The sequence below is a fragment of the Bordetella parapertussis genome, from assembly GCF_020735925.1.
GTDB lineage: Bacteria > Pseudomonadota > Gammaproteobacteria > Burkholderiales > Burkholderiaceae_B > Bordetella > Bordetella pertussis.
Window position 1 is genome coordinate 3,818,089 of the sequence record NZ_CP085971.1, and the last position, 24,086, is coordinate 3,842,174.

Below are 24,086 nucleotides of genomic sequence, written 5' to 3' on the forward strand. Positions count from 1 at the left end.
CAACGGCGCTAGGGCGCGGACGGCGCGGACGGCTCGGCCGCCGCGCTGGCCGCCGCCTCGGCCGGCAAGCCCTGCCACCCGCCGCCCAGCGCCGCGATCAGCTGCACGCTGGCGTTGAGCCGGCTGCCCAGCAGGCTGATGGCGTTGCGCTCGGTGTTCAGCGCGGTGGTTTCCAGCACCGCCACGCTCAGGTAGTCGATCAGCCCCTGCTCGTACTGGTTGCGCGCCAGGCGCAGCGATTCGCGCGCGGACTCGAGCGCATTGCGCTGCACCTGCTGCTCGTGCTCCATCACGCGCAGCTGCACCAGGTAATCCTCCACCTCGCGCAGCGCCGTCAGCACGCTCTGGCGGTAGGCGGCCGCCTGCGCGTCATAGGCGGCGCGGGCCTGCTCGACGCGCGCCGAACGCGCGCCGCCGTCGAACAGCGTCATGGCCAGCGCCGGGCCGAGGGTCCAGAAGCGCGCCGGCGCGGTCAGCCACTCGGCGAACTGGCCGCTGCGAAAACCGCCGCTGGCCGACAAGGTCAGGTCCGGGAACCAGGCCGCCTGCGCCACGCCGATCTGCGCATTGGCGGCGGCCGCGCGCCGCTCGGCGGCCGCCACGTCGGGCCGGCGCTCCAGCAGTTGCGAGGGCAGGCCCGCCGGGATGTCCGGCAGTTGCTGCGCGAACGGCTGCGCCGGCAGGGCGAAGCGCGAAGGCGCCTGCCCCATCAGCACCGCGATGGCGTGCTCGAACTGGCCGCGCTGCCAGTCCAGGTCGATGGACTGGGCCCGCGTGTTCTCCAGCTGGGTGCGCGCCACCGCCACGTCGGACTTGCCCACCACGCCGGCTTCGTAGCGGTTCTGCGTCAGGCGCAGCGAGCGCTCGTAGGCCAGCACCGTGGCGTCGAGCAGGCGCTTCTGCTCGTCGAGCACGCGCAATTGCAGGTAGTTCTGCACCAGGGCGGCCTGCGCGCTCAGGCGGGTGGCGGCCAGGTCCGCCGCGCTGGCCTGCGCCTCGGCGCGGCTGGACTCGACCTCGCGGCGCACCCGGCCCCACACATCGACTTCCCAGCTGACCGACCCACTGAGCGAGTACTGGTTGCCGACCGAGCTGCCGTTCGAGCCAGCGCCGCTGCCGCCGCCCGAGCCGGACCGCGTCACGTCGGCGCCCGCGCCTATGGTGGGGAAGAAGCCGGCGCGCGCATTGCGCACCAGCGCCTGGGCCTGGCGATAATTGGCCTCGGCCTGCGCCACGGAGTAGTTGCCCTGGTTCAATTGCTGCACCAGGCCGTCGAGCACCGGGTCGCCATACACCTGCCACCATTGCCCGCGCGCGCTCTCGTCGCTGGGCTGCGCGGGCGTCCAGCCGGGCTGCGGCGCGGCGGCCTCCTTGTAGGCGGCCCCCACGTCGATGGCGGGTCGCTGGTAGTCGGGCCCGACTGCACAGCCGCCCAGCGCCGCGCACAGCGCCGCGACGGCCAGCCGGCGGCGCGGCGGAACGGAGAATCGGAAACCAGGCATACGGATCATGGGCGGGTGGGATCAGGAGCGGACCGCGCCGCGCGCCGGCGCGCGGCCCACAGGCGGAAGCGGTCCAGGTACAGGTACACCACCGGCGTGGTGTACAGGGTAAGGATCTGGCTGAGCACCAGGCCGCCCACGATGGTGATGCCCAGCGGACGGCGCATCTCCACGCCAGGCCCGCTGGCCAGCATCAGCGGCAAGGCGCCGAAAATGGCCGCCATGGTCGTCATCATGATGGGACGGAAACGCGTCAGGCAGGCGCGCAGGATCGCCGCGCGCGCGTCCAGGCCATCGCGCCGCTCGGCCTCCAGCGCGAAGTCGACCATCATGATGGCGTTCTTCTTGACGATGCCGATCAGCAGGAACACGCCGATCAGCGCGATCAGGGTGAACTCGTGGCCGAGCAGCATCAGGGCCAGCAGCGCGCCGATGCCGGCCGACGGCAGCGTGGACAGGATGGTCAGCGGGTGCACCAGGCTTTCGTACAGAATGCCCAGCACGATATACATCGTCACCAGCGCCGCCAGGATCAGCCATGGCTGGCGCGCCAGCGTCTTCTGCAGCTCGGCCGCCGTGCCCTGGAAACCCGCCTGGATCTGGTCCGACGGCAGGCCGATCCGGGCCACGGCCGCGTCGATGGCGCCGGTGGCCTGGTCCAGCGATACGCCGGGCGACAGGCTGAACGAAATCGTATCGGCCACGAACAGCCCCTGGTGGCTGACCGACAGCGGCGCGTTGGCCACCTTCAGCTGCGCGAAAGCCGCCAGCGGCACGCGCTGGCCGTCGGCCGCGATCACATGCACCTGCTTGAGCGACTCGATATCCTGCGCGAAGCGCGGATCCACGCCCATGACCACGTGGTACTGGTTCAGCGGCCCGTAGATGACCGAAACCTGGCGCTGGCTGAATGAATTGTTCAGCACCGCCGAAATGGTGGCCATGCTCACGCCCAGCCGCGTGGCGGCATCGCGGTCGATCACCAGATCGATCTGGCGCCCCTTGTCCTCGACATCGGCGTCCACATCGGTGATTTCGGGCAATGCCGCCATGGCCCGCTGCACCCTGGGCATCCATTCGCGCAGCAGCGCCAGGTCGCCGGACATCAGCGTGTAGTCGTACGAGCCGGAACTCTGGCGCCCGCCGATATGGATATCCTGCTGCGCCACCAGGAACATGCGCGCGCCGGGTTCGTTCTGCAGGCGCCCGCGCAACCGGTTGATGACCGTGTCGGCGCTCACGCCGCGCTCTTCGAGCGGCTTGAGCTGGATCTGCATGAAGCTGGAATTGCTGCCGCCGCGACCGCCCGCGTAGGCCGTCACGCTCTGCACCGCCGGGTCGGCCAGGATGACCTTGCGGAAGTACTCCAGCTTGGGCACCGTGGCCTGGAACGAGGTGCCCTGGTCGCCGCGGAAAAAGCCCAGCAGCTGGCCGGTGTCCTGCTGCGGGAAAAAGCCCTTGGGCACCACCATGTACAGATACACGTTGAGCCCGATGGTGGCGGCCAGGATCAGCATCATCAGCCGCGCATGCGCCAGCGCCCAGCCCAGGCTGCGCTCGTAGCCGCCCTGCATGCCGCCGTACAGGCGCGTCCAGAGGCGCCCGATCCGCCCCGGCGGGCGCGGCGCGGCCGGCTCGGCGCGCAGCAGCCGCGCGCACATCATGGGCGTGAGCGTCAGCGACACCACCAGCGAAACCAGGATGGAGGCCGACAGGGTCACGGCGAACTCGCGAAACAGCCGCCCCGCCACGCCGCCCATCAGCAGGATGGGGATGAACACCGCCACCAGCGACAGGCTCATCGACAGCACGGTGAAGCCCACCTCGCGCGAGCCGCGCAGCGCCGCGCGCATGGGCGTGGCGCCGCGCTCGATATGCCGCATGATGTTTTCCAGCACCACGATGGCGTCGTCGACCACGAACCCGGTGGCCACGATCAGGGCCATGAGCGAAATGGTGTTCAGCGTGTAGCCGCACAAGTACATCACACAGAAGGTGCCGATCAGCGATACCGGCACCGCCACGCTGGGAATGAAGGCGGCGCGCAGCCGGCGCAGGAACAGCAGCACCACCAGCACCACCAGGCCCACCGCGATGACCAGCGTCAGCTCGGCCTCGTGCAGCGAGGCGCGGATGCTGGGCGTGCGATCCTGCGCCACGGTCAGGTCCACGTCGCCCGGCAGCAGGGCCGCCAGCTGGGGCAGCTGGGCGCGCACCGCGTCGACGGTCTCGATGATGTTGGCGTCGGCCTGGCGCCGCACGATCATCAGGATGGCCTTGCGGTCGTTGTAGAAGCCGGTCTGGTACAGGTCCTCGACCGAGTCTTCCACGCTGGCCACGTCGGACAGCCGCACGGCCGCGCCGTCGCGCCAGGCCACGATCAGCGGCCGGTACTGCTCGGCGCGGTCGAGCTGGTCGCTGGCCATGACCTGCCAGTGGTACTGGTCGTTCTCCACCATGCCCTTGGGGCGGTTGGCGTTGGCGCTGGACAGCGCCTGGCGCACCTCGTCGAGCGACACGCCGCGATTGGCCAGCGCGCCCGGGATGAGGTTGACGCGCACCGCCGGCAGCGAGCTGCCGCCCACCGTCACCTCGCCCACGCCGTTCACCTGGGCCAGCTTCTGCGCGACGATGGTCGAGGCCAGGTCGTACAGCTTGCCCTGGCCCAGCGTGGCCGAGGTCATGGCCAGCGTCATGATGGGCGCCGCCGACGGATTGGCCTTGTGGTACGTGGGGTTGCTGCGCAGGCTGGTGGGCAGCAGCGAGCGCGCCGCGTTGATGGCGGCCTGCACGTCGCGCGCCGCGCCATCGACGTCGCGGCTGAGATCGAACTGCAGGGTGATGCGGGTCGACCCCTGCGAGCTGCGCGAGGTCATCTCGGTCACGCCGGCGATGCTGCCCAGCGAGCGCTCCAGCGGCGTGGCCACGCTGGAGGCCATGGTCTCGGGGCTGGCGCCGGGCAGGCTGGCCGATACCGAAATGGTCGGGATGTCCACTTGCGGCAGGGGCGCGACCGGCAACAGGCGGTACGCCAGCAGCCCGGCCAGCACCACGCCCAGGCACAGCAGCGTGGTGGCCACCGGACGGACGATGAACGGCGCCGACAGAATCATGGCGCCTGCCGCGCGGCCGCGCCGGCGCCGCCGCGACGGCGCGCCAGCCGGTCAAACATGAGGTAGATCACCGGCGTGGTGAACAGCGTCAGCACCTGGCTGACGAGCAGCCCGCCCACCATCACCAGCCCCAGGGGCTGGCGCAGCTCGGCCCCGGTGCCGGTCGAGAGCATCAGCGGCAGCGCGCCGAACAGGGCCGCCAGCGTCGTCATCAGGATGGGCCGAAAGCGCAGCAGCGCCGCCTCGTGGATGGCTTCGCGCGGCGCCAGCCCGCGCTTGCGCTCGGCCTCCAGGGCGAAGTCGATCATCATGATGGCGTTCTTCTTGACGATGCCGATCAGCAGGATGATGCCGATGATGCCTATCATGTCCAGGTCGGTGCCGCTGATCAGCAGGGCCAGCAGCGCCCCCACCCCGGCCGAAGGCAGGGTGGACAGGATCGTGATCGGGTGGATGTAGCTTTCATACAGGATGCCCAGCACGATGTACATGGTGACCACCGCGGCCAGGATCAGCCACAGCGTGCTGTCGAGCGAATTCTGGAACGCCAGCGCCGCCCCCTGGAAGCGCGTGTCGATCGCCAGCGGCAGCCCGATTTCGGCCTGCACGGCCGAAATCGCCTCGACCGCGCCCGACAGCGAGGCCCCGGGCGCCAGGTTGAACGACACCGTGGTCATGGGGAACTGGTCGAGCCGGTTGACCGCCAGCACCGTGCGCCCCTCGGAAATGCGCGCGACCGACGACAGCGGCACCTGCGCGCCGGAAGCCGTCGGCACATGGATATGGTCCAGCGACTGGGGCGACTGGCGGAACTGCGGCAGCACCTCCAGCACCACCCGGTACTGGTTGGACTGCGTGAAGACGGTGGAAATCAGCCGCTGGCCGAATGCGTCATAAAGCGCCTCGTCGATCACCGCGGCGGTGATCCCCAGCCGCGAGGCGGCGTCGCGATCGATCTCGACCCAGGTCTGCAGGCCCTGGTCCTGCAGGTCGTAGGTGACGTCGGCAAGCTGCGGCACCTGGCGCAGCCGCTCGACCAGCCTGGGCGCCCACTCGCTGAGCACGGCCAGGTCGGGGTTGGACAGCGTCATCTGGTATTGCGTGCGGCTGACGCGGTCCTCGATGGTCAGGTCCTGCACCGGCTGCATGTACACCGTCAGGCCCAGGTCGGTCCCGCCATGCAGCGCGTCCTGCAGGCGCGCCATCACGGTCTTGAGATCGCCGCTGCGCTCGCTCTGCGGCTTGAGGGCGATCTGCATGCGGCCGTTGTTCAGCGTGGGGTTGCTGCCGTCGACGCCGATGAACGAGGACACGGCGGCCACGTCGGGATCCTGCACGATGATGCGCGCGGCCTCCTGCTGGCGCTGCGACATGGCGGCGAACGAGATGGTCTGCGGCGCCTGCGTGATGGCCTGGATCAGCCCGCTGTCCTGCTGCGGAAAGAAGCCCTTGGGCACGACGATGTACAGCAGCACCGTCAGCGCGAAGGTGCCCAGCGCCACCAGCAGCGTCAGCGGCTGGTGGCGCAGCACCACCTGCAGCATGCGGTCGTAGCCGGCGATCACGCGGTCGATCAGCGCGCCGGTGGCCTGGTGAAAGCGCCCATGGCGCTGCTCGGACTCGGGCCGCAGCAGGCGCGCGCACATCATCGGCGTAAGCGTCAGCGACACCACCAGCGAGATCAGGATCGCCACGGCCAGCGTCACCGCGAACTCGCGGAACAGCCGCCCCACCACCTCGGTCATGAACAGCAGCGGAATCAGCACGGCGATCAGCGAGAAGGTCAGCGAAATCAGCGTGAAGCCGATCTGCGCGGCGCCCTTGAGCGCCGCCTGCAGGGGCGTCTCGCCCTCTTCCAGGTGGCGCGCGATGTTCTCGATCATGACGATGGCGTCGTCGACCACGAAGCCGGTCGCGATGGTCAGCGCCATCAGGGTCAGGTTGTTGATGCTGAAGCCGGCCAGGTACATGATGCCGAACGTGCCGATCAGCGACAGCGGCACCACCACGCTGGGGATCACGGTAGCCGTGAGGCTACGCAGGAACAGGAACGTGACCAGCACCACCAGCCCCACCGCCAGCAGCATCTCGAACTGCACGTCGGCCACCGAGTCGCGGATGGTCTGGGTGCGGTCGGCCACCACCACCAGGTCCAGCGTGGCCGGCATCGCGGCGCGCAGCTGCGGCAGCAAGGCATGGATGCGGTCCACCACGTCGATCACGTTGGCGCCGGGCTGGCGCTGCACGTTCAGCAGGATGGCGGGCTTGTCGCCCACCCAGGCCGCCTGGCGGATGTCCTCGGCGCCCTGCACCGCGCGCGCCACGTCGGACAGGCGCAGCGGCGCGTCGTTGCGGTAGGCGATGATCAGGTCGTTGTAGTCGGTGGGCGACTTCAGCTGGTCGTTGGCGTTGATGGTGGTGGAGCGGATCGGCCCGTCCAGGTTGCCCTTGGGCTGATTGACGTTGGCGCCGACCACCGCCGTGCGCAGGTCCGCCAGGCTCAGGCCGGCCGAGGCCAGGGCCTGCGGATTGACCTGTACCCGCACCGCCGGGCGCTGCCCGCCCGCCACGCTGACCAGGCCCACGCCGGGAATCTGCGACAGCCGCTGGGCCATGCGCGTATCGACCAGGTCGCGCACCTGCGGCAGCGGCATGGTGGGCGAGGTCACCGCCAGGGTCAGCACGGCCGCGTCGGCCGGGTTGACCTTGTTGTAGGTGGGCGGCACCGGCAGATCGTTGGGCAGCAGGTTGGAGGCCGCGTTGATGGCCGCCTGCACCTGCTGCTCGGCCACGTCCAGCGACAGGTCGAGGCTGAACTGCAGCGTGATGACCGACGCGCCGCCGGAGCTGGTGGACGACATCTGGTTCAGGCCCGGCATCTGGCCGAACTGGCGCTCCAGCGGCGAGGTCACCAGCGAGGTCATCACATCGGGGCTGGCGCCGGGATACAGCGTGACCACCTGGATGGTCGGATAGTCGACTTCGGGCAGCGCCGACACGGGCAGCAGCCGATAGGCGATCAGGCCGGCGATCAGGATCGCCACCATCGACAAGGCGGTGGCGACCGGCCGCAGGATGAACAGGCGCGACGGGCTCACGGCGTCCGCCTGGGCGCCCCGGTATTGACCGGCGCGGCCGCTTCCGGCGTGGTGCCGGTCACGATCTCTATCCTGGCGCCGGCGCGCAGCCGGTCCATGCCTTCGACCACGACCTTGTCGCCGGGCTGCAGGCCCTCGTTGACCGCCACCCAGTCGCCGTTGATGGCGCCCAGCTTGACCTGCCGCACCGACACCGTGTCATCGGGCTGGGCCAGGAACACGAAGGCGCCGGCCGAACCCTGCTGCACCGCCGCGTTGGGTATCGCGGTCATGCCGCTGCGCGTCTCGACATACAGGCGCACGTTGACGAACTGGTTGGGAAACAGCGCCTCCTCGGCGTTGTCGAAACGCGCCTTCAGCTTGACCGTGCCGGTGGCCACGTCGATCTGGTTGTCGACGGTCTCGAGCTGGCCGCTGGCGATGCGGCGCGTGTCGGCGCGGTCATAGGCTTCCACCGGCAGCTGCCGCCCGGCGCGCAACTGCGCCAGCACCTCGGGCAGCTGGGTTTCGGGCAGCGTGAACACCACCGCGATGGGCTGGGTCTGGGTAATCACCACCAGGCCATTGGCGTCGCCGCTGGAAATCAGGTTGCCCTGGTCCACCTGGCGCAGGCCGAGCCGGCCGGCGATGGGCGCGGTGATGCGCGAGAAATCCAGTTGCAGCCGGGCGCTGTCCACGGCCGCCCGGTCGCTCTTGATGGTGCCCTCGTACTGGCGCACCAGCGCCGCCTGCGTGTCGAGCTGCTGGCGGGCGATCGAATCCTGCTTGTAGAGCGTCTGGTAGCGCTGCAAGTCGCGGCGCGCGTTTTCCAGTTGCGCCAGGTTCTGCTGCTGCTGGCCCTGCGCCTGCGCCAGCGCCACCTCGAAGGGCCGCGGGTCGACCTGCGCCAGCAGATCGCCGGCCTTGACGTGCTGGCCTTCCTGGAACGCCACCTTGACCAGTTCGCCATCGACGCGGCTGCGCACCGTCACGGTGTTGTAGGCGGTCACCGTGCCCAGCGCCCGCAGGACGATCTGGATATCCTGGGTGCGGGCCTCGCCCACGCGCACCGGCACCGCCATGTTCATCATCGAGGCCGGGCCGCCGCGCATGGCGCCGCGGCCGCCGGGCCGGCCCTGCTGCCCGCCCGTGTCCTTCGGCCACAGCCACCAGGCCAGGGCCAGGACGGCCAGGACGGCGATCGCGGCTGCGATCAGGCGGCGGCGCCCCTGGCGGGCAGGCGGCGCAACGGAACGGCTTTCAGGCATGAGGTATCCGGCAAGACGGCAAGGAGCCGCTATTTTCCACCAGACCGGCCCAAACTGGCAGTTTGCCGGGCGCTGCTGAAATAGACCGCAACAGGATTCGGCCCCCACACGCCCGCGATCACGGGTCGTTCGGCCCGGACAGGGGCAACGCGGGCGATGCCGGCCGGCGCCGGCGCGCCGTCAGGAGCTGCAGAGCGACATCTGGAACGCCACGTCGCGCGACACCTGCTGCGGCTTGACCTCGCCGTCCTGGGTCGAGAAGCGTATCCAGACCATGTACTTGTTGGCGCTGATCTCGGGAAAGACGCCGAGGCTGGGATCGACCCAGACGCGCAGCAAATGGTAGATCTTGCCGGCCAGCATCTGCTGGTAGCCGCCCTGCTCGGCCGCGATATCGGCGCGCCGCCCGGATTCGCGCAGCAGCCGCAACGCCATGGACAGGCCTTCATGCAGGGGCAGCAAGGGGGCCAGCCAGCTTTGCAGGTCGGCGCAGCGCACCGACTCGGGCTTGTTCTGCCAGGCATGATAGGACGGCATGTCCACCTGCGTGGCGCCGCCCGGCACCGCCAGCCTGCCGCGCAGGCTGACCAGCCATTCGTTCTCGCGCAATGCCTGGCCGGTCTTGCCCTGCGCCGCCAGCGCCGCCACCACGCGCTCCATGTCGCGCAGCATGGCCTCCAGTGCATCCTGGGCCACGCCGGGATGGTCGCGCAGCCCCACCAGGGCCATGCGCTGGCGCTCCAGGTCCTGCAGCACCGCGCCCTTGATGTCGGTGCGCTCGCTGGCATCGAGCAGATCGAACAGGGAGGAAACCGCGATCTGGTGCAGCCGGGCGTCGCCCTCGCGCGCGAAAAAGAACAACCTGTCGAACAGGTACTCCAGACGCAGATAGGCCCGGATACGTTCGTTGAAAGGGTATTCGTACAGAATCACGCTTGCCACAGGCCCGTCGGTGATCGGCCCGCGGGCCGGGGTTATTCAGGGGTACCGGCCGCCTTGCCGCCTGGCTGGCTGGCCGCGCCCGCCAGCGCGAGCCAGCGGTCGTGCAGAGTTCTTGCCCGCGCGCGCAAGGTATCGGGCGAGGTGGCGCCATCGTTGACGATGACGTCGTCCGCGGCCTCCAGCCGGGTTGCCCGCGCAGCCTGTGCCGCCATGATACGCCTGATGGCCGGCTCCGTCAGCCCGCTGCGTTTCTGCACCCGGGCGATCTGCGTGGCCGGGTCGCAATCGACCACGCAGATGCGGTCGACCCGGCCGCGCCAGCGGCCGGATTCGACCAGCAAGGGCACGACGAAAACCAGGTACAGGCCGCGCGCCTGTGCGGCGGCCTGCTCGGTGTGCAGGCCGATCAGCGGGTGCAGCAGGGCTTCGAGGCGGCCGCGCGCCGCGGGTTCGCGAAACACCAGGTCGCGCATCCAGGCGCGATCCAGCGCGCCGTCGGCGGCCACCGCCTGCGGGCCGAATTCGCGCGCGATGGCCGGCATGGCCGCGCCGCCGGGCGCGGTCAGCGCATGCGAAATCTCGTCGGCATCGATGACGCTGGCGCCCCATTCGGCCAGCATGTCGGCCACCCGGGACTTGCCCGAACCGATGCCGCCGGTCAATCCGATCTTGTACATGCCCATCCTCAATAGAACTGCAGCCAGGCGGGCCGGCCCGCCGCCAGCAGCATCAGGATACCGCCGAGCGCCAGGTAAGGACCGAAAGGCAGCGGCTGCCCCCTGCCGACCCGTCCGGCCAGCCGCAGGCTCCAGCCCACCAGCACGCCCACCAGCACGCCCGCCAGCGAGGCCCCCAGCAGCAACCACGGCAATGCCCCCAGCCCCAGCCAGGCGCCCAGCGCCGCCATCAGCTTGAAGTCGCCATGACCCATGCCGTCGCGCCCGGTCAGCAGGCGGAAGAAATGAAAGATCACCCACAGGAACAGATAGCCCGCGACCGCGCCCAGCACGGCCAGCGGCAGCGGCGCCAGCGCGCCGTCCAGGTTGACCAGCAGGCCGGCCCAGATCAGCGGCAGGGTCACCGCGTCGGGCAGCAGGCTGTGTTCGAGATCGATCCAGGCCAGCGCCAGCAGCGCGCCGGTCAGGCCCATGGCGGCCAGCGCCATCGGCGTGGGCCCGAAGCGCCAGGCGCAGGCGGCAAACAGCACGGCCGCGGCCAGCTCGAGCATGGGGTAGCGCAATCCGATGGGCTGCCGGCAATGCCCGCAGCGGCCGCGCTGCAGCAACCAGCCGGCCAGCGGAACGGCGCGCCAGCCACGCAAGGCGGCCTGGCACGACGGGCAATGCCAGGCCGGCCGCCACAGGCCATAGTCCGACTCGGCGCCGCCGTCGTCCTCGCGCATGGCCGTGCGCCATTCGCGCTCCATCATGCGCGGCAGCCGATGCGCCACCACGCTGAGCCAGCTGCCGGCCACGAGCCCCAGCAGAGCGGCCAGCACCACATTCAACGCCGGATCGAGCGGGAAGACATGCCACATGGCGCCAGGAGGTACACGGAAAGGGAGGACAAGAAGAGGAAGCGCCGGACACCCGGCGCGTACCGGACCGGAAGGTCCGCCAGGGCCGGGCGGCAGCGCGATGCCGCAGGCGGCATTATTGCGGCGCGCCCCGATTTGCACAAACGCCGCACTTGCGCACGCAAAGCCGCGACAATGTATCGGATCTTCTCATAAGTGCGTAGAATCGCAGTTACAGAACAACCAACCGGACACGCTGCCATGTCTGCCCCACTCGATACGCCCGCGCTTCGTCTCAATACCCGTTTTGCGACCGGAATCGTACTGGCAGGCACCCTGGCCCTGGCCGGCTGCGCGCAACAGCGCAGCGCCGGCTATTACGACCCGCCCGGCGCCAGCACCATCACCGACGCCCAATACCAGGGCCAGGCGGCCGGCTACCGTACGGTGGTGCACGCGCCGTCGCAACTGCAGATCGAGCTCAAGCCCAACCAGCCCGCGCGCCAGCAAAACGCCCAGGCCCAGGCCGGCCAGCAATCCACCGAGGACGGCACGGCCGTGCCCGAAGGCCAGGCAGCCCCGCAGCCGCAGCCCGAGACGGCCAGCCCCGGCGCGCAAGCCATCATCCCGCAGGCGCAAACCTACCAGGGCACTTTCCCGTGCTTTGCCGCCGGCCTGGCTTGCGAAGCCCAGCGCGTCACGCTGACCCTGGCGCCCAACGGCCGCTGGCGCAGCCGCACCAACTACCTGAACAAGCAACCCCAGGCCAGCGCCCCCGTGGCCGAGCAAGGCTGCTGGGACGCCACCCAGGAACGCCCGCCCCGCGTGCTGCTGCTCGACGGCAGCGGCAACATGCGCGCCGAGCTGGTCATGACCGCCAACAACGTGCTGCGCGTACGTTCGGTGGGCGGCCGTACCCCCAACCTGAACTACAACCTCACCCGCCAGCCCGATCTGGACGCCATCGCCGAGCTCGACAAGCAGGCCGCGCCCAAGTGCCCCTGATGCGGCGCTGACGCGCCGCGGGCAGGCCTGCCCTGCGCGCAGGCCGCCCGCCCGCGACGCAGAGGCACCGAAACCCGAGGACTCAAGACTCGCCGGCCGGGGTCGCCCCCTGCCCCGCCATGGACGTGGCCGCGCGCCGATGCGGACACATGCGGCAGGCCAGCTCGAACGCGTTGCGCACGCCCAGCTTGCGGAAGATGCGCGCGCGATGCGCTTCGGCGGTACGCCGGGAAATACCCAGATCGATGGCAATGACCTTGTTTGCCTTGCCTGCCGCCAGATAGGCGGCCACCTGGCGCTCGCGTGCCGTCAAGGCGGCCGGCGGCCGAGCCTCGGCGCGGCCGCCAACGGAAGGCGCGATCGGATGGCAGATGGATACGACAGGCAGGGCCGGCTGCGCGGATGAGGCGTTGCCAGGCGTGGGAAGCATGGGACCTCCTTTGCAAACTACGATTGCAATGCAGTCTGCCACGCCCGGCCTGCGCCGAGAAGCTGTCAAATTTGACAGGATCTGCCGCGGCCGCGGCTCAGAACTCCAGGTTGTCGATCAGCCGCGTGGCGCCCAGCTTCGCGGCGGCCAGCGCCACCAGGGGCTCGCCGGCGCTCATCTCGGCCACATCGGGAGCCTTCAGGTCGCGCTGGCGGCGCACCGCCACGTAGTCGACCTTCCAGCCACGATCGGCCAGGGCCTGCGCGGCCACCCGTTCGAGCGCGGCCGGGTCCTGCTCGCCGCCGGCGCGGCGCTGCGCGATGCCGCGCAGCGTCTCGTACAGCACCGGCGCCTCGGCGCGCTCGGCCTCCGACAGGTAGCGGTTGCGCGAAGACAGCGCCAGGCCGTCATCGGCGCGCACGGTTTCGTGCGCCAGGATTTCCACCGGCAGCTGCAATTGCCGGCACATGTTGCGCACCACCATCAGCTGCTGGTAGTCCTTCTTGCCAAACACCGCCACGCGCGGCTGCACACAGGCCAGCAGCTTCATCACCACGGTGCACACGCCCGTGAAAAAACCCGGGCGGAACTCGCCCTCGAGGATATCGCCCAGGTCGTCGGGCGGCAGCACGCGGTAGTTCTGCGGCTCCGGGTACATCTCGCGCTCGTCGGGCGCGAACACCAGATAGACGTCGCGGTCGCGCTCCATCTTCGCGACATCGTCGGGCAGCGTGCGGGGATAGCGGTCGAAATCCTCGTTGGGGCCGAACTGCAGCCGGTTGACGAAAATACTGGTCACCACCGGGTCGCCATGCTGGCGCGCCAGCTTCATGAGCGCCAGGTGTCCTTCGTGCAGGTTGCCCATGGTGGGCACGAACGCCACGCGGTTCTGGCCGCGCAGGTGGTCCCGCAGGTCCTGGATGGTGTGTACGACTTTCAAGGGGGTTCTCCGGAAGGGCCGGGTCGGGGATGGGGCCGGCCGCCTTACGCGGCGGCGGCCACGCTGGCGTAGGCCAGGCGCACGTAGATGGGCGCGTAGGACTCGGCCTGGGTGATGTCGAGCAGGGATTCGCGCGCCAGTTCGAGCATGGCGATGAAGTGCACGACCACCACGGCCACCGGAGCGCCCTCGTTGATGCGTTCGAGGAAGAGCTCGCCGAACTCCATGAAGCGCACGTCGTTCAGGCGCCGCAGGATGTGGGTCATGTGGTCGCGCACCGACAGCTGTTCGCGCGTGATGTGGTGGTGCTGGTTCAGGCGCGCCCGCTTCATGATGTCGGCCCACGCGGCGCGCAGGTCGTCGACGCTGACCTCGGGCAGCATGCGCTCGACGCTGATCTCGGCCACCGCCTGGCTGCGCACGAAATCGCGCCCCAGCTGGGGCAGCGCGTCCAGCTTCTGCGCCGCCAGCTTCATCTGCTCGTACTCGAGCAGGCGACGCACCAGTTCGGCGCGCGGGTCCTCGGGCTCTTCGCCGGTGTCCGACTTCTTGACCGGCAGCAGCATGCGCGACTTGATCTCGATCAGCATGGCGGCCATCAGCAGGTATTCGGCCGCCAGTTCGAGGTTGTGGACACGGATCTGCTCGACATACGACAGGTATTGCCGCGTGACATCGGCCATCGGGATGTCGAGCACGTTGAAGTTCTGCTTGCGGATCAGGTAGAGCAGCAGGTCGAGCGGCCCCTCGAACGCCTCCAGGAACACTTCCAGCGCGTCGGGCGGAATGTAGAGGTCGGTGGGCAGCTGGAACAGCGGCTCGCCGTACAGGCGCGCGAACGCCACGCTGTCGACCACGTCGGGCGTGCTGTCGACCTGTGGCTCCACGAGCGCCGCCAGGTCGTCGCCGGAAATCGAGGCGTTATGTGCCATATGCGCCGCGCACGGGCCCGTGGGTATCAGTCGGCCTGATACACATAGGGCTTCTGCGGCACGCGGGCGGCGCGAAAGCCTTCGAGCAGCTCGGTGTTCTGCGCCTTGTCCCACAGGCGGGCGCGGCCTTCGCGCTGGCGCTGCTCGGTGTCCGGATGCGCGGTCTTGTATTCCTTGAGGAAGCGGGTGATCTCGGATTCGTAGTTTTTGGCCATGACAACAGCTTCAGCAGGTTTCAGATAGGGGGAGTTTACTTCAGGCGGGCCCCGGGCCGGCGTTACAATCGATTGACGCCTCTTGCGTCCCCCAGACATGTCCGCAGACCCCGCCACAGCCGCCGCGCCCCCTCCTCTCGCCAACCCGGACGCCGCCCGCGCCGCCCGCATGATTCCCTTCATCGTGGGGTGCGCGCTGTTCATGCAGATGCTGGACTCCACGGTGGTGGCCACCGCCCTGCCGGCCATGGCCGCGGCGCTGGGCTCCACGCCGGTGCGCCTGAACGTGGCGATCACCTCGTACCTGCTGGCGGTGGCGGTATTCGTGCCCATCAGCGGCTGGGCCGCCGACCGCTTCGGCGCGCGCCGCGTCCTCATCGCCGCCATCGCCCTGTTCACCCTCAGCTCCGTGGGTTGCGCGCTGTCGCAGAACCTCGGCCAGCTGGTGGTCGCGCGCATCGTCCAAGGCATGGCCGGCGCGATGATGGTGCCGGTGGGCCGCATCATCCTGCTGCGCACCGTGCCCAAGCAGGACTTGCTCAAGGCCATGTCGTTCCTGTCCATACCGGCGCTGCTCGGCCCCGTGATCGGCCCGCCGGTGGGCGGCTTCATGGTCACGTACATGTCGTGGCACTGGATTTTCCTGATCAACATCCCGATCGGCATATTGGGCATCGCGCTGGTGCTGCGCTTCGTCAGCGAGATTCGCGAGGAAAACGCCCCGCGCCTGGACCTGCCCGGCTTCCTGCTGAGCGGCATCTGCCTGGCGGCGCTGGTCAGCGCCTTCGAGGCGCTGGGCCACGGGCTGCTGCCGCCGCTGGAGCTGGGCGCGCTGATCGCCGCCGGTCTGCTGTGCGGCGTGCTGTACGTATGGCATTCGCGGCGCGTCGAACACCCCATCCTGGACCTGTCGCTGCTGCGCACGCCGACCTTCGCCATTTCGGTGCTGGGCGGCAACCTGTGCCGCTTCGCGGTGGGCGCCGTGCCTTTCCTGCTGGCCATGCTGCTGGCAGGTCGGCTTCGGCCTGTCGCCGTTTGCCGCCGGCATGATCACCTTCGCCAGCGCCGCCGGCGCGCTGCTGATGAAATTCGTGGCCACGCCCATCGTCACCCGCTACGGGTTTCGCCGCGTCCTGACGATCAACGCCATCCTCACCGGCCTGTTCATCGTCGCCTGCGCCGCCTTCACCCCCGTGACGCCGGCCTGGGCAATGATCGCCGTGCTGCTGGCCGGCGGTTTCTTCCGTTCGCTGCAATTCACGGCGGTAAATACGCTAACCTATGCCGATATCGGCCCCGAACGCATGAGCCGCGCCAGCAGCTTCGCCGCCATGGCGCAGCAGCTCGGCATCAGCCTGGGGGTCGGCGTGGCGGCCGTCACGCTCAACGTCAGCATGGCGGCGCGCGGCGCCGCCTCGCTGGCCATCGGCGACGTGGTGGTCGGCTTCATGGTGGTCGGCGCGCTGTGCATGCTTTCGGTGCTGTCGTTCCGCCGTCTGGCGCCATCGGCCGGCGCCCAACTTCAGAACGTCAAGGTTCCCCGTGACGGCAAATGAATTCATCCTGGCGCTGGACCAGGGCACGACCAGCTCCCGCGCCATCGTGTTCGACCGCGCCGGCACGGTGCGCGGCATGGGGCAGCGCGAATTCCGCCAGCACTACCCGCGGCCGGGCTGGGTCGAACACGATGCCGGCGAAATCTGGCAAAGCCAGCTCGAGGTCGCGCGCGAGGCGCTGCGCAACGCCGGCGCCAGCGCCGCCGACCTCGCCGCGCTGGGCATCACCAACCAGCGCGAAACCACCCTGATCTGGGAGCGCGCCACCGGCCGCCCGCTGGCCCGCGCCATCGTCTGGCAGGACCGCCGCACCGCGGCGATGTGCGAAAAACTGCTGCACGACGGCCACGGCCGGATGCTGCAGGAGCGCACCGGCCTGGTCGTCGACGCGTACTTTTCCGGCACCAAGCTGGCCTGGCTGCTCGATCACGTGCCGGGCGCGCGCAAGATGGCCGAGCGCGGCGAGCTGGCCTTCGGCACGGTGGACACCTGGCTGGTCTGGCAGCTGACCGGCGGCGCCGTGCACAGCACCGACCCGAGCAACGCCTCGCGCACCATGCTGTTCGACCTGCACGCCCAGGACTGGTCGGACGATATCCTGGCCCTCTTGAACATTCCGCGCGGCATATTGCCGCGCATCGCCCCCAGCAGCGCGCGCATCGGCGAAACCCTGCCCGAGTGGCTGGGCGGCTCGATCCCCATCGCCGGCGTGGCCGGCGACCAGCAGGCCGCCACGTTCGGGCAGGCCTGCTTCACGCCGGGCATGGCCAAGAACACCTACGGCACCGGTTGCTTCATGCTGATGAACGTGGGCGACGCGCCGGTGGCCTCGCGCCACAACCTGCTGTCCACCGTGGGCTGGAGCCTGCCGGCGGGCAACGCCACGCACGCCACCTACATGGTGGAAGGCGGCGTGTTCATGGCCGGCGCAGCGGTGCAATGGCTGCGCGACGGCCTGGGCATCATCCAGCGCTCGGCCGACATCGAGGCCCTGGCGGCCAGCGTGGCCGACACGGACGACGTATTCATGGTGCCGGCCTTCGCCGGCCTGGGCGCGCCGCACTGGGATCCCTACGCGCGCGGCACGCTGGTGGGCATGACGCGCGGCACCACGCGCGCCCACATCGCGCGCGCCACGCTCGAATCGATCGCGCTGCAAAGCGCCGAACTGCTGTCGTGCATGAATGCCGACAGCGGCATCCCGCTGTCCGAGCTGCGCGTCGACGGCGGCGCGGCGCGCAACGACCTGCTGATGCAGATGCAGGCCGACCTGCTGGGCGTGCCGGTGGTGCGCCCGCGCGTGCCCGAGTCGACCGCGCTGGGCGCGGCCGGGCTGGCGGGCCTGGCGGTCGGGTTCTGGTCGAGCCTGGACGAGTTCGGCGCGCAGTGGCAGGCCGAACGCACTTTCGAGCCGGCCTGGCCGGCCGATGTGCGCGAAGCCCGCATGCAACGCTGGCGCCAAGCGGTGGAGCTATCGAAGGGCTGGTCGCGCCCTGCCGCCGGCCACGCGTGAAGGCGCGGCGCCGGCGCGTCACAAAGACGGCTTGACCACGGCCAGCAGCACGATCGCGGCGCTGGCGAAGAACACCGCCGCGCCGCCCGCGGCCAGCCACGCCGGCGCGCCGGCCGCGGGGCTGGCCAGCTGGCGGCGCAGCACCAGGCTTTGCGCGCCATGCAACACGACCAGCAGGCCCACCAGGGCCAGCTTGACGTCCAGCCAGGGTTGTCCGAACCACCCGGCCATCGAAGCCAGATAAAGGCCGCAACCCACCCCCAGCAGCATGGCGGGCGAGATCAGCCACCGGTTGCAGCGCGCCAGGCGCTGCGCGAGACGGCCGGGTCCCTGGCCCTGGCGGGCCGGAAACGCGGTCACCGAGCTGAGCACCAGCAGCCCCAGCGTCCAGGCGGCCATCGCCGCCACGTGCACGATCTTGATCCAGGAATACAACATTGGGTACGACGGCCGGGGCCCGCGGGCGCCCGGCCGGCCTTCCGGCATCAGTTCAGGCTGGCGCCCGAGATCTTGACGATTTCCTGGTACTTGGCCATTTCCTGCTTCACGAATGCGGCGAAGGCGTCGGCCGTCATCGGCTCGGCCTCCGACCCCATGGTCAGCAGGCGCTGGCGCACGTCGGGCAGACGCATCGCGTCGGCATAGGCCTTGTTCAGCTTGGCCACCACGTCCGCGGGCGTGCCGCCGGTGGTGAACACGCCGAACCAGGTCCCCAGGTCGAAGCCCTTGACGCCGGCTTCTTCCACGGTGGGCACGTCGGCCAGCAGCGAGGAGCGCTTGGCGGTGGTCACGGCCAGCGCCTTGACCTTGCCGTCCTTGATCAGGGGCGCGGCGGCGGCCAGGTTGTCGAACATGAAGTCCGACTGGCCCGACAGCAGGGCCAGCTGGGCCGGCGCGGCGCCCTGGTAGGGAATGTGCTCGGCGGCGATGCCGGCGCGCGCCTTGAGCAGCTCGCCCGACAAGTGGCCGGCGCTGCCGTTGCCGCCCGAGCCGTAGTTCAGGCGGCCGGGGTTCTTTTTGGCATAGGCCAGCAGGTCGCCCAGGTTCTGGATGTTGTTCTTCTCGGCGAACTCGAGGTTCATGACCAGCACGTTGGGCACCGACGCCACGATGGTGACCGGGGCGAAGTCCTTGACCGGATCATAGGGCAGGTTGGCGAACAGCCACGGGTTGATGGCATGCGTGGCGACCGCGCCCATCACCAGGGTGTAGCCGTCCGGCGCGGCCTTGGCCACCAGGTCGGCGCCGATGTTGCCGCCCGCGCCCGAGCGGTTTTCGACGATGATGGGCTGGCCCAGCGATTCGCGCACCTTCTCGGCCAGCAGGCGGGCCATGGAATCGAGCGGGCCGCCGGGCGGGTAAGGCACCACGAAGCGCAGCGGCTTGGCGGGGAAAGCGTCGCCCTGCGCAACGGCCGGGGCCGTCCACGACAGGCCTGCCGCCACGGCCAGGGCCCCGCCCAGCAGGGCGCGCCGCGTGGCGGAAACGAAGGAATGGGAGCGGGACATAAGCGGGTCTCCTGTGCTTTTTGGCGTCTGTGCGGCCCGTAGCATACTCCAGTGTCCCGCCGGGGGATCCGCCGGAAAGCCCGGCGCCAGCGCCGTTTCCCGCCGCCCCGGCCCGCCGCCTCAGTGCAGGATCTGGCTCAGGAACAGCTTGGTGCGCTCGTTCTGCGGATTGTCGAAGAACTCGTCGGGCGTGTTCTGCTCGATGATCTCGCCACGGTCCATGAAGATCACGCGGTTGGCCACCTTGCGGGCAAAACCCATCTCGTGCGTGACGCACAGCATGGTCATGCCGCTTTCCTGGGCCAGCCGCACCATCACGTCCAGCACTTCCTTGACCATCTCCGGGTCCAGCGCCGAGGTGGGCTCGTCGAACAGCATGATCTTGGGGTTCATGCACAGCGAGCGCGCGATGGCCACCCGCTGCTGCTGGCCGCCGGACAGCTGCCCCGGATACTTGGTGGCCTGCTCCGGGATGCGCACCCGCTCCAGGTACTTCATGGCGGTGGCCTCGGCCTCGGCGCGCGACTTCTTCAGCACCCAGGTCGGGCCCAGCGTCAGGTTCTCCAGCACGGTCAGGTGCGGGAACAGGTTGAAGTGCTGGAACACCATGCCGACATCGCGGCGGATCGCCTCGATGTGCTTGAGATCGTTGGTCAGCTCGGTGCCGTCGACGATGATGTGCCCTTGCTGGTGTTCCTCCAGCCGGTTGATGCAGCGGATCATGGTGGACTTGCCCGAACCCGACGGGCCGCATACCACGATGCGTTCGCCTGGCGCGACGTCCAGGTTGATATTGCGCAGCACGTGGAACTGGCCGTACCACTTGTTCACGTCCTGCATGCGAATGATGGCATCCGTCACGGATGTACTCCCTCAATGGCGCCGGCGCCCGTGCGTCGGGGCGCCGGCAAGTTGCTAGCGTTGATGGCCGGTCGCCAGGCGGTGCTCCAGCGCCTGGCTGTACTTGGACATCGAGAAGCAGAACACGAAGTAGATCAGGGCGATGAACACATAGGCCTCGACCCCGAAGCCGCGCCACGCGGCGTCCGACAGCGCGGCCTTGGCGGCCAGCGTCAGGTCGAAGATGCCGATGATCACGACCAGCGACGTATCCTTGAACAACGCAATGAAGATGCTGACCAGCGGCGGGATGACGATCTTCAGCGCCTGCGGCAGGATTACCTTGCGCATCTGCTGCCAGTAGGTCAGCCCCAGCGAGTCCGCCCCTTCGTACTGCCCCTTGGGAATGGCCTGCAGGCCGCCGCGCACGGTCTCGGCGATATAGGCCGCCGCGAACATGATGATGGCGATCTGCGCCCGCAGCAGCTTGTCGATGGAAAAACCCTCGGGCAGGAACAGCGGCAGCATCACCGACGACATGAACAGCAGGCTGATCAGCGGCACGCCGCGGATCAGCTCGATGTACACGACGCACAGCGCCTTGATGGCCGGCATGCGCGAGCGCCGGCCCAGGGCCAGCAGCACGCCGAACGGAAACGCCAGGGCGATGCCGAAGGTGGCCAGGATCAGGGTCAGCGGCAGGCCGCCCCAGCGCGCGTTCTCGACGTAGGTCAGGCCCAGCACGCCGCCCCACATCAGCACCGCGACCGCGCTCAGGCCCACGATCCAGACCAGCGCCAGGCTGGGCTTCCAGAAACGGCGCATGCCGCTGCACACGATCACGGCGATCAGGATGATGGTGGCCAGCAGCGGCCGCCACTGCTCGTCGTACGGATAGGTGCCGAACAGGATCAGCCGATGCTTCTCGACGATGAAGGCCCAGCAGGCCCCCTCCGACTGGCGGCATTCCTGCGCCGAGGTGGCGGTGAAATTGGCGCCGATCAGCGCCCATTCGACCAGCGCAGGCACGGCCATCAGCACCAGCCATGCCAGCAGCACGGTGGCCAGGATGCTCAGCGGCGAGGAGAACAGGCGGGTACGCAGCCAATGCCAGACGCCGACATGGCCGGACGGGGGAGGCAGCGCCTCGCCGGGGGTATGCGTAGCACTGCTCATGTCAACGCTCCACCAGCGCGATGCGCTTGTTGTACCAGTTCATGAATATCGAGATCGTCAGGCTGACCGTGAGGTAGGCCCCCATGATGATCAGGATGCCCTCGATGGCCTGGCCGGTCTGGTTGAGCGTGGTGTTGACCACCGAGACGATGTCCGGATAGCCGATGGCCACGGCCAGCGAACTGTTCTTGGTCAGGTTGAGGTACTGGCTGGTCATCGGCGGGATGATGACGCGCAGCGCCTGCGGCAGCACCACCAGGCGCAGCACCTGGGCGCGGCGCAGCCCCAGCGAGCCGGCGGCTTCCCATTGCCCCTGGTTGACCGCCTGGATGCCCGAGCGCACCACTTCCGCGACGAAAGCCGAGGTGTAGATCGCCAGCCCGGCCAGCAGGGCCGCGAACTCGGGCGACATGTTCAGGCCGCCCTGGAAGTTGAAGCCCTTGAGCGCCGGCATGTCCAGCGCCAGCGAGGCGCCGCTGGCCAGCCAGCCCACGATGGGCAGCCCGATCAGCAGGGCGATGGCGGCGCGGCCCAGCGGGAATATCCGGCCGGTGGCTTCCTGGCGCTTGCGGCCCCAGTGGCCCAGCACGATGATGGCCACGATGGCCAGCGCCAGCCCGCCCAGCATCCAGTCCAGCGCGTTGCCTTCCAGGCTGGGAACGCGCACGCCGCGATTGGAGATGAACACGCCCGGCAAGGGGTTGTGCGCCTGGCGCGGCCCCGGCATGTTCTCGGTGATCAGCGCGTACCAGAAGAACAGCTGCAGCAGCAGCGGCACGTTGCGCATGACTTCGACATAGATCGAGGTCAGGCGCGTGACCAGCCAGTTCTTGGACAACCGGCCGATGCCGATGAGGGTTCCCAGCAGGGTGGCGAGCACGATGCCGATGACGGCGACGCGCAGTGTGTTGAGCACGCCGACCAGGATTGCGCGGCCATACGTGTCCGAAGGGGAATAGGCGATGGGCGTTTCGCCTATCGCGAAACCGGCCTCGCGGTCGAGGAATCCGAAACCCGTGGCGATATTGCGCACCGACAGGTTGTGCAGCGTATTGGAAACCAGAAACCACGCCACCAGCGCAACCACGACCAGCGCGACGAACTGGTAGACCACGGCGCGCAGGCCGGGATCATTCCAGTTGAGACGACGTCGCGGTGCCGGAATCGGGGCGTTTCGATTGGTAGTCGTCATAAATCAATCTACAGAGTCGGACGTTCGGCCGGCGCGGACGCGCCGGCCTGCTTTGCGCCCGCTCGCACGGACCGGGCCAGGGCTGCCGCATGGCCGCCCTTGCCCGCTTCAGGAGCGGATCAGCGCACCGGCCAGCCGTACATCAGGCCACCCTGCTTGTACGAGGCATTCAGTCCACGCTCCAGCTTCATGGCGCTGCTCTTGCCGAGCGTGGCCTCGAAGCTCTCGCCATAGTTGCCGACCTGCTTGATGATGTTGAAGGCCCACTTGTCGTCCACGCCCAGGTTCTTGCCCATGCCCGGCGTCACGCCGAGAATGCGCTGGATGTTGGGGTTGGAACTCTTGGCCATTTCGTCGACGTTCTTGGACGTGATTCCGTATTCCTCGGCCTCCAGCATGGCGTTGAGCGACCAGCGCACGACGTTGAACCACTGCTCGTCGCCCTGGCGCACCATCGGCCCGAGCGGCTCTTTCGAGAAGTCCTCCGGCAGGATGACGTAGTTATCGGGCTTTTCGAGCGTGGTGCGCGTCGAGGCCAGCTGCGACTTGTCGGTCGTGAAGGCATCGCAACGGCCCGCCGAGAAGGCGCGCACGATCTCGTCGTACTTGTCGATCACGACAGGCTTGAACTCGATCTTGTTGCCGCGGAACCAGTCGGCCAGGTTGAGCTCGGTGGTCGTGCCCGGCTGCACGCAGACGGTGGCGCCGTTGAGCTCTTTGGCGCTCTTGACGCCCAGCTCCTTGGACACCATGACGCCCTGGCTGTCATAGTAGTTGACACCCACCCCGATCAGGCCCAGCGTCGTGTCGCGCGTCAGCGTGACGGTGGTGTTGCGGGTCAGCACGTCGACCTCGCCGGACTGCAGCGCGGTGAAGCGTTGTTGCGTATTGAGCGGCGTGACCTTGAACTTCGACGCATCGCCGAACATGGTGGCGGCGATGGCGCGGCACATGTCCACGTCCAGCCCCTTCCATTCACCCTTGCTGTCGGCGATCGAGAAACCCGGGATCCCGGTCGATACGCCGCATTGCACAAAGCCCTTCTTCTTCACGTTGTCGAACGTGGCGCCCGCGTGCGCGACCGACCCCGCGGCAAACAGGGCAGCGCCGGCAGCGGCCAGCTTGAGCATCTTCATGTGTTGATCTCCTGTTAGGACAACATCGAATACGCGAGGCCTCGTAGACCAACGCGCTTGGGCGGATGGTAGCGTTCGGATTAATTTGGGGACATGGGGGAAATCCCTTTTAGGGTAATTCACGAAAACGGGGACATCTGTTTGAGATGCGCGTCCCACGCGCCGGGGTACGCGTCATGCGGCGGCGCGCCATTTGCGGCGGCTATCTTGCAGGACGGCACGGGC

19 protein-coding genes and 1 pseudogene are annotated in these 24,086 nt (G+C 68.9%); 3 read left to right on the forward strand and 17 right to left on the reverse strand.

Translation table 11 applies throughout. The features are described from left to right. Window positions 1-8: 8 nt before the first annotated feature. The 7 genes from LK409_RS18000 to LK409_RS18030 form a co-directional block, all read right to left on the reverse strand. Window positions 9-1,511, reverse strand: a complete 1,503-nt coding sequence (locus tag LK409_RS18000) for an efflux transporter outer membrane subunit (protein WP_010929320.1) — start codon at window positions 1,509-1,511, stop codon at window positions 9-11. Then, complete coding sequence (locus LK409_RS18005) at window positions 1,508-4,615, reverse strand: multidrug efflux RND transporter permease subunit (protein ID WP_003815032.1); 3,108 nt, start codon at window positions 4,613-4,615, stop codon at window positions 1,508-1,510. The genes LK409_RS18000 and LK409_RS18005 overlap by 4 nt, the downstream gene beginning before the upstream one ends. Further along, a complete protein-coding gene (locus LK409_RS18010) occupies window positions 4,612-7,713 on the reverse strand; it encodes an MdtB/MuxB family multidrug efflux RND transporter permease subunit (protein WP_003815034.1) in 3,102 nt (1,033 codons plus the stop codon). The genes LK409_RS18005 and LK409_RS18010 overlap by 4 nt, the downstream gene beginning before the upstream one ends. After that, window positions 7,710-8,960 carry an MdtA/MuxA family multidrug efflux RND transporter periplasmic adaptor subunit gene (locus LK409_RS18015; protein ID WP_010929321.1) on the reverse strand — a complete coding sequence of 417 codons (1,251 nt, stop codon included), beginning with the start codon at window positions 8,958-8,960 and terminating at the stop codon, window positions 7,710-7,712. Before LK409_RS18015 ends, LK409_RS18010 begins: the two co-directional genes overlap by 4 nt. 180 nt (window positions 8,961-9,140) lie before the next feature. Beyond that, window positions 9,141-9,893, reverse strand: coding sequence for a cell division protein ZapD (zapD, locus tag LK409_RS18020; protein WP_023853184.1), 753 nt, complete (start codon window positions 9,891-9,893; stop codon window positions 9,141-9,143). 41 nt (window positions 9,894-9,934) lie between these two features. After that, window positions 9,935-10,585, reverse strand: a complete 651-nt coding sequence (coaE, locus tag LK409_RS18025) for a dephospho-CoA kinase (protein WP_010927124.1) — start codon at window positions 10,583-10,585, stop codon at window positions 9,935-9,937. A gap of 2 nt (window positions 10,586-10,587) precedes the next feature. Beyond that, entirely contained in the window at window positions 10,588-11,439 is an 852-nt protein-coding gene (locus tag LK409_RS18030; protein ID WP_041937301.1) for a prepilin peptidase, read from the reverse strand. 240 nt (window positions 11,440-11,679) lie between these two features. On the opposite strand from LK409_RS18030, the gene LK409_RS18035 reads away from it, so the two are divergent. Continuing rightward, a complete protein-coding gene (locus LK409_RS18035; protein ID WP_010929324.1) occupies window positions 11,680-12,423 on the forward strand; it encodes a copper resistance protein NlpE N-terminal domain-containing protein in 744 nt (247 codons plus the stop codon). Window positions 12,424-12,505: 82 nt separating this feature from the next. On the opposite strand, the gene LK409_RS18040 is transcribed toward LK409_RS18035, so the two are convergent. From LK409_RS18040 to LK409_RS18055, 4 genes are all read right to left on the reverse strand, one after another. Beyond that, entirely contained in the window at window positions 12,506-12,853 is a 348-nt protein-coding gene (locus LK409_RS18040) for a LuxR C-terminal-related transcriptional regulator (protein WP_003815049.1), read from the reverse strand. Window positions 12,854-12,950: 97 nt separating this feature from the next. Further along, window positions 12,951-13,793: a pantoate--beta-alanine ligase gene (panC, locus tag LK409_RS18045; protein ID WP_003815051.1), complete on the reverse strand. Its 843-nt coding sequence runs from the start codon at window positions 13,791-13,793 to the stop codon at window positions 12,951-12,953. Between the two features lie 44 nt (window positions 13,794-13,837). Continuing rightward, a complete protein-coding gene (locus LK409_RS18050) occupies window positions 13,838-14,725 on the reverse strand; it encodes a segregation and condensation protein A (protein ID WP_010929325.1) in 888 nt (295 codons plus the stop codon). 26 nt (window positions 14,726-14,751) lie between these two features. Next, on the reverse strand, window positions 14,752-14,940 hold the full coding sequence (locus LK409_RS18055; RefSeq protein WP_003815055.1) for a DUF3460 family protein: 189 nt from the start codon (window positions 14,938-14,940) through the stop codon (window positions 14,752-14,754). Between the two features lie 97 nt (window positions 14,941-15,037). On the opposite strand from LK409_RS18055, the pseudogene LK409_RS18060 reads away from it, so the two are divergent. Together LK409_RS18060 and glpK are read left to right on the forward strand one after the other, a co-directional pair. Continuing rightward, window positions 15,038-16,496 (forward strand): annotated as a pseudogene (locus tag LK409_RS18060) (DHA2 family efflux MFS transporter permease subunit). Then, window positions 16,483-18,009 carry a glycerol kinase GlpK gene (gene glpK / locus LK409_RS18065; RefSeq protein ID WP_003815059.1) on the forward strand — a complete coding sequence of 509 codons (1,527 nt, stop codon included), beginning with the start codon at window positions 16,483-16,485 and terminating at the stop codon, window positions 18,007-18,009. Before LK409_RS18060 ends, glpK begins: the two are co-directional and overlap by 14 nt. Window positions 18,010-18,027: 18 nt before the next feature. Here glpK and LK409_RS18070 read toward each other — a convergent pair whose 3' ends face one another. The 6 genes from LK409_RS18070 to LK409_RS18095 form a co-directional block, all read right to left on the reverse strand. Next, a complete protein-coding gene (locus tag LK409_RS18070; RefSeq protein WP_010929326.1) occupies window positions 18,028-18,495 on the reverse strand; it encodes a CopD family protein in 468 nt (155 codons plus the stop codon). Continuing rightward, on the reverse strand, window positions 18,495-19,517 hold the full coding sequence (locus LK409_RS18075; protein ID WP_003815063.1) for a Bug family tripartite tricarboxylate transporter substrate binding protein: 1,023 nt from the start codon (window positions 19,515-19,517) through the stop codon (window positions 18,495-18,497). The genes LK409_RS18070 and LK409_RS18075 overlap by 1 nt, the downstream gene beginning before the upstream one ends. Before the next feature lie 120 nt (window positions 19,518-19,637). Further along, on the reverse strand, window positions 19,638-20,378 hold the full coding sequence (locus tag LK409_RS18080) for an amino acid ABC transporter ATP-binding protein (RefSeq protein WP_003815064.1): 741 nt from the start codon (window positions 20,376-20,378) through the stop codon (window positions 19,638-19,640). Between the two features lie 54 nt (window positions 20,379-20,432). Next, entirely contained in the window at window positions 20,433-21,533 is a 1,101-nt protein-coding gene (locus LK409_RS18085) for an amino acid ABC transporter permease (protein ID WP_003815066.1), read from the reverse strand. Window position 21,534: 1 nt separating this feature from the next. Beyond that, window positions 21,535-22,725, reverse strand: a complete 1,191-nt coding sequence (locus LK409_RS18090) for an amino acid ABC transporter permease (protein WP_010929327.1) — start codon at window positions 22,723-22,725, stop codon at window positions 21,535-21,537. 119 nt (window positions 22,726-22,844) lie between these two features. Next, window positions 22,845-23,861 (reverse strand): amino acid ABC transporter substrate-binding protein, encoded by a 1,017-nt coding sequence (locus tag LK409_RS18095; RefSeq protein ID WP_003815070.1) that lies wholly within the window; start codon window positions 23,859-23,861, stop codon window positions 22,845-22,847. Between the last annotated feature and the right edge of the window lie 225 nt (window positions 23,862-24,086).